This is a genomic window from Streptomyces sp. NPDC057424 (genome assembly GCF_042803315.1).
Taxonomy (GTDB): Bacteria; Actinomycetota; Actinomycetes; order Streptomycetales; family Streptomycetaceae; genus Streptomyces.
In genome coordinates, this window is sequence record NZ_JBHVCP010000052.1 from 9,607 (window position 1) to 21,970 (window position 12,364).

11 protein-coding genes and 1 pseudogene are annotated in these 12,364 nt (G+C 71.8%); 9 read left to right on the plus strand and 3 right to left on the minus strand.

Going from position 1 to position 12,364, the window contains the following annotated elements; translation table 11 throughout:
* Nucleotides 1-154: 154 nt before the first annotated feature.
* Nucleotides 155-1,183, minus strand: a complete 1,029-nt coding sequence (locus ACFU3E_RS30440) for a Ku protein (RefSeq protein ID WP_384165392.1) — start codon at nt 1,181-1,183, stop codon at nt 155-157.
* Between the two features lie 54 nt (nt 1,184-1,237).
* On the opposite strand from ACFU3E_RS30440, the gene ligD reads away from it, so the two are divergent.
* Complete coding sequence (gene ligD / locus ACFU3E_RS30445) at nt 1,238-2,119, plus strand: non-homologous end-joining DNA ligase (protein ID WP_384165294.1); 882 nt, start codon at nt 1,238-1,240, stop codon at nt 2,117-2,119.
* A gap of 380 nt (nt 2,120-2,499) precedes the next feature.
* On the opposite strand, the gene ACFU3E_RS30450 is transcribed toward ligD, so the two are convergent.
* Nucleotides 2,500-3,303 carry a nuclease-related domain-containing protein gene (locus tag ACFU3E_RS30450; RefSeq protein ID WP_384165297.1) on the minus strand — a complete coding sequence of 268 codons (804 nt, stop codon included), beginning with the start codon at nt 3,301-3,303 and terminating at the stop codon, nt 2,500-2,502.
* Between the two features lie 119 nt (nt 3,304-3,422).
* On the opposite strand from ACFU3E_RS30450, the gene ACFU3E_RS30455 reads away from it, so the two are divergent.
* The 7 genes and pseudogenes from ACFU3E_RS30455 (at nt 3,423) to ACFU3E_RS30485 (ending at nt 10,129) form a co-directional block, all read left to right on the plus strand.
* Nucleotides 3,423-3,926 carry a dual specificity protein phosphatase family protein gene (locus ACFU3E_RS30455; protein WP_384165300.1) on the plus strand — a complete coding sequence of 168 codons (504 nt, stop codon included), beginning with the start codon at nt 3,423-3,425 and terminating at the stop codon, nt 3,924-3,926.
* A gap of 208 nt (nt 3,927-4,134) precedes the next feature.
* On the plus strand, nt 4,135-4,920 hold the full coding sequence (locus ACFU3E_RS30460) for a hypothetical protein (protein WP_384165303.1): 786 nt from the start codon (nt 4,135-4,137) through the stop codon (nt 4,918-4,920).
* Nucleotides 4,917-6,164 (plus strand): ATP-binding protein, encoded by a 1,248-nt coding sequence (locus tag ACFU3E_RS30465; RefSeq protein WP_384165306.1) that lies wholly within the window; start codon nt 4,917-4,919, stop codon nt 6,162-6,164. Before ACFU3E_RS30460 ends, ACFU3E_RS30465 begins: the two co-directional genes overlap by 4 nt.
* A gap of 111 nt (nt 6,165-6,275) precedes the next feature.
* Nucleotides 6,276-6,656 (plus strand): SH3 domain-containing protein, encoded by a 381-nt coding sequence (locus ACFU3E_RS30470; RefSeq protein WP_384165308.1) that lies wholly within the window; start codon nt 6,276-6,278, stop codon nt 6,654-6,656.
* A gap of 52 nt (nt 6,657-6,708) precedes the next feature.
* The gene (locus tag ACFU3E_RS30475; protein WP_384165311.1) at nt 6,709-8,073 is read left to right on the plus strand and encodes an FtsW/RodA/SpoVE family cell cycle protein; all 1,365 of its coding nucleotides are present in this window, start codon (nt 6,709-6,711) and stop codon (nt 8,071-8,073) included.
* A complete protein-coding gene (locus ACFU3E_RS30480) occupies nt 8,070-9,530 on the plus strand; it encodes a penicillin-binding transpeptidase domain-containing protein (RefSeq protein WP_384165314.1) in 1,461 nt (486 codons plus the stop codon). Before ACFU3E_RS30475 ends, ACFU3E_RS30480 begins: the two co-directional genes overlap by 4 nt.
* Before the next feature lie 61 nt (nt 9,531-9,591).
* A pseudogene (locus ACFU3E_RS30485) lies at nt 9,592-10,129 on the plus strand (DUF3291 domain-containing protein).
* Between the two features lie 7 nt (nt 10,130-10,136).
* Here the strand turns inward: ACFU3E_RS30485 and ACFU3E_RS30490 are convergent.
* The gene (locus ACFU3E_RS30490) at nt 10,137-11,249 is read right to left on the minus strand and encodes a ferritin-like domain-containing protein (protein ID WP_384165317.1); all 1,113 of its coding nucleotides are present in this window, start codon (nt 11,247-11,249) and stop codon (nt 10,137-10,139) included.
* A 121-nt stretch (nt 11,250-11,370) separates the two neighbouring features.
* On the opposite strand from ACFU3E_RS30490, the gene ACFU3E_RS30495 reads away from it, so the two are divergent.
* On the plus strand, nt 11,371-12,309 hold the full coding sequence (locus tag ACFU3E_RS30495) for a diiron oxygenase (protein WP_384165320.1): 939 nt from the start codon (nt 11,371-11,373) through the stop codon (nt 12,307-12,309).
* Nucleotides 12,310-12,364: the final 55 nt, after the last annotated feature.

A 12,364-nucleotide genomic window follows, 5' to 3' on the forward strand; every position in this document is an offset into this window, starting at 1 on the left:
TCCGCAGGCTGCCCAAAGTGCCACCGCCCGGAATCGTGGTGATCCGCAGGCTGCCCAAAGTGCCACCGCCCGGAATCGTGGTGATCCGCAGGCTGCCCGGAGTGCCGGTACCCTCCGGTCTCCCCCGGATGCCGGGGCCTGTGGCCGAGGGGGGTCAGGCCGAGCGCTTGCGGGATGCCGACTTCTTCGCGGCCGTCTTCTTCGCGGCGCCCTTCGACGCCGTCTTCTTGGTCGTCCCCTGGCCCGACTTGGCCGTCGACTTCTTCGCCGCCGCGGTCTTCTTGGCAGCCGTCTTCTTCGCGGTCGACGTCGACTTCTTGCCGCCGGTCTGCTTGGGTGCCGCCCGGGCCGTCTTGCGCTGCGGGAGTGACTTCACCTCGGCGTGCTCGGCCTCCTCGCCCCGGGACTCGCGGGCCGCGCGGACGCTGCTCTCCAGGGCCGCCATCAGGTCCAGGACCTTGCCGCCGGTGGCCGGTTCCGGCGCCTGGCGCGGGGCCTCGCCGGCGGCCTTCGCGGCGATGACCTCCTCCACGGCCTCGCGGTACTCGTCGTGCAGGTCCTCCAGGTCGACCTCGCCCAGGGTGTCCATCAGCGCGTCCGCCAGGTCCAGTTCCTGGTCGCGGACGGTGACGTCGGTGTCGGGGGCCAGGCCCTCGGGGGCGCGGACCTCGTCCGGCCACAGCAGGCCGTGCATGGCGATGGCCTCGCCGACGACCCTGAGCATGCCCAGGCGCTCCCGTCCCCGCAGGGCGAACTTGGCGATCGCCACCTTGTTGCTGCGTTTCAGTGCCTCGCGCAGCAGGGTGTACGGCTTCGCCGCCGGGGCACCGCTCGCCTGGAGGTAGTACGCGGCGTCCATCTGGAGCGGGTCGATCCGGTCGGCCGGGACGAAGGCGACGATCTCGATCGTCTTGGCCGTCGGGAGCGGCAGGCTGGACAGGTCCTCCTCGGTGATCGGGATGATCGTGCCGTCCGCGTCCTCGTAGCCCTTGCCGATCTCCCCCTGGGTGACCTCGCGGTCCTCGAGTTCACAGAATTTGCGGTAGCGGATGCGGCCGCCGTCCTCGGTGTGGATCTGGCGGAAGGAGATCGAGTGGCTCTCGGTGGCGTTCACCAGCTTGATCGGGATGCTGACCAGGCCGAACGAGATGGCGCCGTTCCATATGGATCTCACGTGCAGCACCCTTCCGGTCACGCTCGGGAGTGTTCGTCATGGTTTGCGTGGGATTCTTATCGTATGGCGCCTATCACGGAGGTGGAGGGGCGACGGCTCGCTCTCAGCAATCTGGAGAAGGTGCTGTATCCCGCCACCGGCTTCACCAAGGGCGAGCTGCTGCACTACTACGCGACGGTCGCCGAGGTCCTGCTGCCCCATCTGCGTGATCGGGCGGTGTCCTTCCTGCGGTATCCGGACGGGCCGGACGGGCAGGTGTTCTTCACCAAGAACGTGCCGCCGGGTACGCCCGAGTGGGTCACCACCGCCGAGGTGCCACGGGTCGAGGGGCCCTCGCGGATGGTCCTGGTGCAGGATCTGCCGAGCCTGATGTGGTCGGCGAACCTCGTGGCCGAGTTCCACACCCACCAGTGGCTCGTGGACACGCCGGACGAGGCCGACCGGATCGTGTTCGACCTCGATCCGGGGGCGCCGGCGAGCATCGTGCAGTGCTGCGAGGTAGCGCTGTGGCTGCGGGAACGGCTCGCGCGCGACGGCATCGAGGCCTGCGCCAAGACCTCCGGCTCGAAGGGGCTGCATCTGCTCGCCGCCGTGCGCGGGGCGTCCTCCGAGCGGGTGTCCGAGTACGCCAGGGCACTCGCCGTCGAAGCGGAGAAGGACATGCCCCGGCTCGCGCTGCACCGGATGACCAGGAGCCTGCGCCCGGGGAAGGTCTTCGTCGACTGGAGCCAGAACGCCGCCCGCAAGACGACGGCCGCCCCCTACACCCTCCGGGCCCGCCCGGAGCCGACCGTCTCGGCCCCGGTGACCTGGGAGGAGATCGAGGAGTGCCGCGTGCCTGGCCGGCTGGACTTCCACGCGGTCGACATCGCCCCGAGGATCCGGGACCACGGGGACCTGCTCGCTCCGCTGCTGGACGCGGCCGGTGCCGGGACGTTGCCGTAGCCGGACGACCGGCCGCCTGCGGTACGGGGTGCGGCCACGACCGGCCCCGGCCACCCATCCGCCACCGGACCGGACGGCTTCCACGGCGGCAAGGCCACGGCCACCCGCCCACTCTTCCGGCCCTCGACGCGGACGAGGTGAGGACGCTGCCGTAGCCGGACGCCGGGTCCACCCGCGCCGACCCGGGCCATCCACCCGTCACCGGACCGTACGGCCCCGCACGAACGGGCGGTCGACGTGCTCGGGAGCCGCTCAGCCGGCGGGCAGTCGCGCTGACCCGCGAGCGCGCTCGGTGTCAGGGCACGGCCGGCCGGTACCCGTTCGGTCCGCTCCGGCCCCCGGGCGTCCTCGACCCGCCCGGCCGGCCCTGGTCGCACCCCTCACACCTGCGCCCACGTGTTCCTGTCGCGGGCCATCGCGTGCAGGGCCTCCACGTCTGCCGGTTTCAGGACTCCGCCCCGTCGGGACAGGCCTTCCATCTCCGGGGCCGTCAGGACGTGCACCCCGCGGGGGGCGGTCGGGATCGACAGCGCCGCCGGGTCCACCAGGGCGAGAACCGGGCGGACCTCCGCCGTCAGGGCGTGGGAGACGCGGTCCGCGTCGGTGCGCAGGCGGCGGAGGAGAGGGTGGGGGTCGCGGCGGCCCAGGATGATCATGGGGTCGGTGATCCGGACGCGCTGCTTGCGGGCGTGCAGGGTGTGGACGGCGTAGAGGCCGCCGGGGCCGATCAGCAGGTGGTGGATGCGGTCGCCGCCGGGGAGCGGCACGGAGTGCAGGGCGTGCCAGCCGGCGCCGTCGAGGCGGTCCAGGGCGTCCCCGACGGTCTGCTCGGCCGTCAGGGCCCTGCGGCGTGGGTCGGGGCGCAGCCGACGGGTGGGGCCGGGGTCGCCCTCGAGGGCGACGATGAGGGCCTCGCCGGGGCGGTTGGGGGCCAGGTCGTCGTCCGGGTGGAGGGTGAGGCGGGCCAGTTCGGCGGGGGTCGGCACCGGGGGCGGCCCCACCGTCACGGGGCCGGTGACGAAGGGCCCGAGGGCCCTCAGGACGTCGTCCTCGCGGTCCTCGCCGAGCAGGTTCACCCGGGCCGTCTCACGGTCGTACCAGGCGATGTTCCTGCCGTCCGGGAGGCAGACGTACAGCCGCTCCCGGCCGTGCCGCCAGGTCGGTATGACGCGCAGTCCGTTCATGCACCATCACCCCAGTCCATGGGAACAGGCGGGGTGCGGCGGGGGCAAGAACCCGGTTACCTTTGAGAGTAGTTGGGCCTGCCCGCGGACCCTCGGGCGGTGATGGTGGGGAGGCGCCGTTGCGTACCCGCAGTAAACCCGACGTGCCCGCTCCGGAGAGTCCGTGGAGCGAGGTCGTCCCCGGGCTCTGGATGGGCGGTCACGAGTACACGGGGGCCTTGGGTCACCTGGAGTTCGCCGTCGTACGGAACGAGTTCGATCTCGTGCAGACGCTGCTGCGGCTGCCGGGGCACGGGCCCGATCCCGGTGTCCGGCACCATGTGTGGCCCATCCCCGACGGGCCGCTGGACGGGACGCAGCTCGCCGGGGTGATCCGGCTGGCCGAGGCCGCGTGCGAGGCGATGGATGAGGGCCGCCGGGTCCTCGTCCGCTGCTACCACGGGTACAACCGCTCCGGTCTCGTGGTCGCGCACGCCCTGATGCGTCAGGGCAGCTCCGCCGAGGCTGCGATCCGGCTGATCCGGGCCCGCCGCTCCCCCTGGGCGCTCCACAACGACCTGTTCGTCGAGTACCTGCGGGCCGGACTGGCCACGGCACGGCTGCTGGAGGAGCTCACCGAGTAGACAGCAGGCTGCGGCCGTACGCGTACGGTCGCCCGCGTACGGCCGACTGCGTACGACCGCACGGATGGCTGCGCGCATCCGGCCGCACCCGTCCGGCTGCACGCATCCGGCTGCCCTCTCGCGCAAATGGGACTTCCCTGCGAATAAGGTGTACGCGGCCGACGGTCGCGTCCGCCCGTGTGATCGCCCACGAACCGTCAGGAGTGCAGTGCCCCGCAGCCGCCCCGGACAGGCCGCCCGTCGCCTCGCCGTCGTCGCCCTCCTGCTGGCCGCCGCCGTGGCCTGCGGGGACGCCGGCGGGCTGGAGGGCGCGGGGGCGACCCCGACGGCACAGAGGCCGGCCCGGCTCTGGCCGGAGCTCACCCCGGCGGCGAGCCCGGCCTTCGAGATCGGCGAGGTGAACACCGAGGTGGTCAAGGGGGTGAAGGTCCCCGGCGACGACATCCGCCGGGTGGACCCGGTCGAGATCGTCCGGGCCGAGATCGCCCGGACCCCGGGCGACTACGACGGCGACAACGCGCCCTACCGCGGCACGGAGCGCCGGATGGCCGACTGCGCGAAGGGCCCGGGGCACGGGAAGTGCCCGGTGCTCCGGCCGTACTACCGGGATCTGACCGGCGACGGGCACGACGACCTGACGCTGGGCTTCCCGCTGCTGCCCGGCAAGACGACCGCGGTCCGCGTCTACACCGTCGAGAAGCACCGGCTCGTGCAGGTGATGGCGTGGGAGGACGCGCTGAGCGGTGTGGAGCTGGCCGGGCGGTCCCTGGTCATCCGCTCTCCGTCGGAGGTCGCGGGCTACGAGTACCGCCTGCAGTGGACCTGGGACCGGGATCAGCGGGCCATGCTCCTCACCCATGACGAGATGCTGCGCACCGCCCCGCGCAAGCACTCCCGGCACCCGTCGGCCTCCCCCACCGCCTCCCCGTCCGTCTCCGCACCCGGCCCCCCGTCCCTCTCCGCGCCCGGTTCCCCCTCGGCGAGTGGCGGATGAGACCTGTACTCCCCCAGTGGTCCGGGACGCTCGCCGCGAAGGCCGCCGCCTTCATCACGGTGATGTGCTGCGCGCTGGCGGCCCTGCTCGGCGTCCTGGTGCATGTACAGGTGACGAACCAGACCGTCGGCCAGGCCCGTGACCAGGCGTTGCAGCGGCTGACGCAGGCGGCGGAGCGGTACGAGGCCGGGGACACGCTGCGGCAGGGCGCCGGGGTCGATCCGCCGCAGCTGCCCGGGGAGTTGCGGGAGCTGGCGGTGGCCGGGGGCCGCGGCACGATGGTCGCCGACCGCGCGGGACGCCCCACGATGTGGGCGGCCGGTCCTGTCGACGGCGGGCGTGCGCTGGCCGTGGCGGTCGACTACTCGCAGCAGGCCCGCACGATCGAGGGCCTCGACCAGGCGATCGTGTGGTCGTCAGGCCTGGCGATCGGGGCGACGCTGCTGGTCGGGGCGTTCTCGGTGACCAGGGTGACGCGGCGGCTGCACACCACGGCGCTGGTGGCGCGGCGGATCAGCGCGGGCGATCTGGACGCGCGCGTGAACGACCCCCGCACAGGTCCGCGCACCAAGGCCGGCCCGCCGGACGAGGTGGCCGCGGTCGCCGCCGCGCTGGACTCCATGGCTGCCTCGCTCCAGGGGAAGCTGCTGGCCGAGCAGCGGTTCACGGCGGATGTCGCGCATGAGCTACGCACCCCGCTGACCGGGCTGCACGCGGCGGCGGAACTGCTGCCGCCGGGCCGCCCGACGGAACTGGTCCGCGACCGGGTCGCGGCGCTGCGCACCCTCACCGAGGACCTGCTGGAGATCTCCCGGCTGGACACCGGCCGGGAGCGGGTGGAGCTGGACACCGAGCGACTGGGGCCGCTGGCCGAGCGGGCGGTGCGGGCAGCGGGGAACGGCACGGAGGTCAGGGTCGTACGGGATGTGTCCGTGGAGACGGACCGGCGGCGTCTGGAGCGGGTGCTGGGCAACCTCGTGGCGAACGCGCACAAGCACGGGCGGGGGCCTGTGGTGCTGACCGTGGAGGGTCCGGTGGTGACGGTTCGCGACCATGGGGACGGGTTCCCGGAGTACCTGGTCGCCCACGGGCCGCAGCGGTTCCGCACGGAGGGCGGTTCGCGTGGGCACGGGCTGGGGCTGACCATCGCGCGGGGGCAGGCGGAGGTGCTGGGGGCGCGGCTGGAGTTCGCGAACGCGCCGGAGGGCGGTGCCGTGGCCACCCTGAGACTCGCGGCGGAGTGAGCTCGGGGCGCGTTCTCCTATGGCCCAGCATGAGGGGCGGCACCTCCTGGGCGCTCCTAATGTGGCGATTAGTCAGCTTCGGCACCTTCGCCCCCACATGGAGGTAACCCCATGTCCCTGCGCACCCGCCTCTCCATAGCCACCGCCGCCGGGCTCCTCGCCGCCGCGGCCTCCGTCACGCCCGCCGCCGCCGCGCACGACGACTGGGACCCGACGGGCGGCAACGGCAACGGCCACCACCACGGCCACCACGACCAGCGCCTCTACAAGGGTGTCGTCACGGCGGACACGCTGGCGCTGCGCAGCGCCCCGAACCGCGGCTCGCAGATCATCCGGTACGCCCACAAGGGCGACATCGTCAAGATCTTCTGCAAGACCGGCGGCGAGACCGTGAAGGGCAACCCCCTCTGGTACCTGCTCACGGACGGCACCTGGGCCTGGGGCGCGGCCCGCTACATCGACAACATCGGCCCCGCGCCACGCTGGTGCTGACACTCGGTCACCCAAAGGCACACAAGATGCACTGTTTGGGTAGGTTCCGGACATGAGCAAGGCCGGAATCACCGTGGCGACGGCGGACCCGCCCGCGCCCGCCGTCCGCCGCCTCCCCCGGCGCCGGGGCATCGAACTCGCCCTCATCGTGCTGGCCGTCCTGCTGTCGGTGTACGGCTACTGTGCCGTGGGCCTCGCCCGGCACGGAGCACTTCCGCCCGGTGCCGCGGGCTACGGCGCCGGCCTCGGCGTCCTGGCGCTGCTGGCCCATCTGGCGGTACGCCTGCGGGCCCCGTACGCCGATCCCCTGCTCCTGCCCATCGGAGTGCTGCTCAACGGGCTCGGCCTGGTGCTGATCTACCGGCTCGACCTGGAGACCCCGGGCGACCGGGCGGCACCGGCCCAGCTGGTGTGGTCGACGCTGGGCGTGGGGCTGTTCATCCTGGTCGTGCTGCTGCTGCGCGACCACCGGGTGCTCCAGCGCTACACGTACGTCTGCGTGGTCGCGGCCCTGGTCCTGCTCACGGTGCCCATCCTGTTCCCGGCCGTGAACGGGGCCCGCATCTGGATCCGGATCGCCGGGTTCTCCATCCAGCCGGGCGAGTTCGCGAAGGTGCTGCTGGCGGTGTTCTTCGCCGCGTACCTGGCGGCGAACCGCAACGCACTCGCCTACACCGGCCGCCAGATCTGGAAGCTCCAGATCCCCACCGGCCGCGTCCTCGGCCCGATCGTCGCCGTCTGGCTGGTGAGCGTCGGCGTGCTGATCCTGGAACGCGATCTCGGCACCTCGCTGCTCTTCTTCGGCCTGTTCGTGGTCCTCCTCTACGTCGCCACCGGCCGCACCGGCTGGATCGCGGTCGGCCTGCTGCTGGCGGCGCTGGGCGCGGTCGCCGTGGGCCGGCTGGAGCCCCACGTGCACAGCAGGATCGAGACCTGGCTGCACCCCTTCGCCTCCATCGAGGCGGGCGAGGGCGCGAACCAGCTCGCACAGTCGCTGTTCGCCTTCGCGGAGGGCGGCATGCTCGGCACGGGCCTCGGACTCGGCCACTCGTTCCTCATCGGCTTCGCCGTGAAGTCGGACTTCATCCTGGCCACCGCGGGCGAGGAACTCGGCCTGGCCGGCCTCTCCGCCGTCCTCCTCCTCTACGGCCTGCTGGTGGAACGCGGCTTCCGCGCGGGCCTCGCGCAGCGCGAGCCCTTCGGCCGGCTGCTGGCAGTCGGCCTCGCCTCGCTGGTGGCGCTCCAGGTGTTCGTGATCGCGGGCGGCGTGACCGGGCTGATCCCGCTGACCGGCATGGCGATGCCGTTCCTGGCGCAGGGCGGCTCGTCGGTGGTCACCAACTGGGCGATCGTGGCGCTGCTGGTCCGCGTGAGCGACTCGGCCCGGCGGAGTTACGACGGGCAGGACGCCCGGTGACCCGGCACATCCGGCACGCCGGATACTTCTGCGTCCTGCTGCTGGTGGCCCTGCTGGTGAACGCGGCCCGTGTCCAGGTCGTCCAGGCACCGTCGTACGACCGCAACCCGGGCAACCGGCGCCCCGACATCACCCGCTACGAGCAGCCGCGCGGGGACATCCTGGTCGGCGGGCGGCCCGTCACCGGCTCCAAGGACACCCGCGAGCACCTGCGCTACGAACGGACCTACACCGACGGCCCGATGTACGCCCCGGTCACCGGCTTCGCCTCGCAGCTGTACGGGACGACGCTCCTGGAGGGCACCGAGGACGGCGTGCTGTCCGGGGCGGATCCGATGCTCGCACCGTTCCCGCTGTGGAACGACTTCACGCGTGCGCGCAACGCCGGCGGAGACGTCGTCACGACACTCCACCCGGCCGCTCAGGAGGCCGCGTTCAAGGGGCTCGCGGGCCGCAAGGGCGCGGTGGCGGCGCTGGAGCCGTCGACCGGCCGGATCCTGGCCCTGGTGTCCGCCCCGTCCTACGACCCCCAGCCGCTGTCCGGCAACGGCTCGGCGGCGGCCCGGGCCTGGAAGCGGCTCAACGCGGACGAGGACCGCCCGATGCTCAACCGGGCGGTGCGGCAGACGTATCCGCCGGGCTCCACCTTCAAGGTCGTCACCGCGGCCGCCGCGCTGGACGCCGGGGTGGTCAAGGACCTCGAAGCGCCGACCGACTCCCCCGACCCCTACCGGCTGCCCGGGACGCGGACGCGCCTGACCAACGCCTCGAAGGGCTGCGCGGACGCCTCCGTGCGGGAGGCCTTCACCTTCTCCTGCAACACGGTGTTCGCCAAGCTCGGTGTGGAGGTGGGCGTGACGGACATGACGGCCACGGCGCACGCCTTCGGCTTCAACAACGGGGAGCTGAGAATCCCCTTCCCGGTGGCCCGGTCCACCTTCGACACCACCCTCGACAAGGCCCAGCTGGCCCTGTCGTCGATCGGCCAGTACAACACCCGCGCCACACCGCTGCAGATGGCGATGGTCGCGGCGGCCGTGGCCAACGGAGGCCAGGTCCGGGACCCCTACCTGGTGGAGCGCACGACCCGGCCGGGCGGCAGCACCCTCGCGACGGCCGGGTCGCGGGCGATCCGCCAGGCGATGTACCCGTCCACCGCCGTCCGGCTGCGGGCGATGATGCGGGACGTCGTGGAGAAGGGCACCGGGCGCAACGCCGCCATCCGCGGCGCCAAGGTCGGCGGCAAGACCGGCACCGCCCAGCACGGCCGCGGCAACTCCGGCACGCCGTACGCCTGGTTCGTCTCCTGGGCGCAGGGTGACCGCGACCTGGCGGCGCGGGTGGCGGTCGCGGTCGTCGTGGAGGACGCGGAGGCGGACCGCGGGGACATCAGCGGGGGCGGGGACGCGGCGCCGATCGCGCGGGCGGTGATGGAGGCGGTCCTCAGGTCCCGGTGACGACTGCCCAGTTGGTGAGACGGGACTACCGCGGCGGAAACTCCGACCTGACGTTCGGTCCATGACTGAGCCCGCTGCCGCGTACGAACTCGCCGAGGTCAACATCGCCCGCCTCAAGGCACCGCTGGACTCCCCGCAGCTGACGGACTTCGTCGACGACCTGGATCCGGTGAACGCCGACGCCGACGCGGCCGACGGTTTCGTCTGGCGCCTGCGGAGCGACACCGGCACCGCCACGGACGCGTCCGTCTTCGGCGACTCCTGGCTGATCCTCACCATGTCCGTGTGGCGCGATGCCGACTCGCTGACGGCGTACATGTACCAGGGCGGACATCGGGAGATGCTCGCTCGCCGTCGCGTGGGGGTCCCCCACGCCCTTGAGGCAGTGGGAAAGGTTCGAGCGCATCGAGGAGGCCATCACCCTGTGGTGGGTACCGGCGGGCCACCGCCCAACGGTCGCTGAGGCGGAGTCCCGCCTCCTCCACATCCGCGCCCACGGCCCGACCCCGTACGCCTTCACGCTGCGGACGCAGTTCCCGCCCCAGGGCGCGACGCCGCTGCTCGGCGCGGTGCCGGAGGGGCTGGGCTGCGCCCTCTGACGGGCGCTCACTCCACGGCTCGCCGCCCCGCGTCGATCGCTCCCTGCACCTCGGCGACCCGCTCCTTCTCCTCCGCGGCGAAGCGCTCGGCGTCGAGCCGCTCGGCGATCTCCTCGTCCTCGGACATCAGCAGGTCCAGGCTGGAGTCGCCCATCTCCAGGACGCCCATGTCGACGTAGGCCTGCTGGAGGCGTTCGCCCCACAGGCCGATGTCCTTGACGCAGGGGACGATGCGGCTGAAGAGGAGCTTGCGGAACAGGGTGAGGAACTCGGACTGCTCGCTGTACTCCTCCGCCTCGGCCTTCGGGATCCCGAAGTTCTCCAGGACCTCCACGCCCCGCAGCCGGTCGCGCATGAGGTAGCAGCCCTCGATGACGAACTCCTCGCGCTCCCTCAGCTCGGCGTCCGTGAGCTGCCGGTAGTAGTCGCGCAGGGCCATCCGCCCGAAGGCCACGTGCCGGGCCTCGTCCTGCATGACGTACGCGAGGATCTGCTTGGGCAGCGGCTTGTCCGTCGTGTCCCTGATCATGCCGAAGGCGGCCAGCGCGAGGCCCTCGATCAGCACCTGCATGCCCAGGTACGGCATGTCCCAGCGGGCGTCGCGCAGCGTGTCGTCCAGCAGGGACTGGAGGTTGTCGTTGACCGGGTACAGCAGACCGATCTTCTCGTGCAGGAAGCGGCCGTAGATCTCGGCGTGCCGGGCCTCGTCCATGGTCTGGGTCGCGGAGTAGAACTTCGCGTCCAGGTCGGGGACCGACTCCACGATCCGCGCGGCGCAGATCATCGCTCCCTGCTCGCCGTGCAGGAACTGGCTGAACTGCCAGGAGGCGTAGTGCCGGCGCAGGTCGCCCTTGTCCTTGTCCGTCAGCTTCGCCCAGTGCCTGGTTCCGTAGAGGGACATCGCCTCGTCCGGGGTCCCGAGCGGATCGTACGGGTCCACCTCCAGCTCCCAGTCGATCCGTTTCTGGCCGTCCCACTGCTTGTCCTTGCCCTTCTGGTAGAGGGCCAGGAGCCGGTCGCGGCCGTCGTCGTACTCCCAGTTGAAACGGGCCGCGCCGCTCGCGGGCACCTGCCGGACGGGCTCTTCCGGTTCCTTGGTGTACAGGTCGAAGGTCGGCATGCCCGCAGGCTCACAGAAGGTAGACACCGGGTCAACAAGTAGCGCGCAGGGGATTGACGAGCTTGCTGACAGGCAGTCTCATAAGAGAGACAGTGACGTGTGCACAACGAGGTGGGCAGCCATGACGACCCTGACGGAAGCCGACACGCTCGACGGCCTGCGCGATGCCCTCGGCCTGCTGAAGGACCGGGAGCAGGTGGCCCAGCGGCTGCTCGACTCCTCCGCCAAGCACTCCTTCGACCCGGACAAGGAGCTGGACTGGGACGCCCCCTTCGAGGAGGGCAAGTGGTTCTGGCCCCCGGAGCTGGTGTCGCTCTACGACACGCCGCTCTGGAAGCGGATGAGCGAGGAGCAGCGGATCCTGCTCTCCCAGCACGAGGCGGCGGCCCTGGCCTCACTCGGCATCTGGTTCGAGATCATCCTGATGCAGCTCCTGGTGCGGCACATCTACGACAAGGCGGCCACGAGCGCGCACGTCCGCTACGCGCTCACCGAGATCGAGGACGAGTGCCGGCACTCCAAGATGTTCGCCCGGCTGATCTCCCACGGCGGCACGCCCTCCTACCCGGTCGGCCGCGTCCACCAGCATCTGGGCCGCCTGTTCAAGACCATCTCGACGACCCCGGGTTCCTTCACGGCGACGCTGCTCGGCGAGGAGGTCCTCGACTGGATGCAGCGCCTGACGTTCCCCGACGAGCGCGTCCAGACGCTGATCCGGGGCGTCACCCGCATCCACGTCGTGGAGGAGGCCCGCCACGTCCGCTACGCCCGCGAGGAACTCCGCCGCCAGATGGTGACGGCCCCCAAGTGGTCCCAGGAGTTCACCCGCATCACCTCCGGCGAGTTCGCCCGCGTCTTCTCGGTGGCGTTCGTGAACCCCGACGTCTACACGAACGTGGGCCTGGACAAACGGGAGGCCCTCGCCCAGGTACGGGCGAGCGGACACCGCCGGGAGGTCATGCAGAACGGCTCCAAGCGCCTGACCGACTTCCTCGACGACATCGGGGTGCTGCGGGGAGTCGGACGACGCCTGTGGAAGTCGTCGGGGCTGCTGGCGTAGGGGGAGGATCAGGTGCCCCACTCGGTGGATCCGGGTGGGGCATCGCGGTGTCACT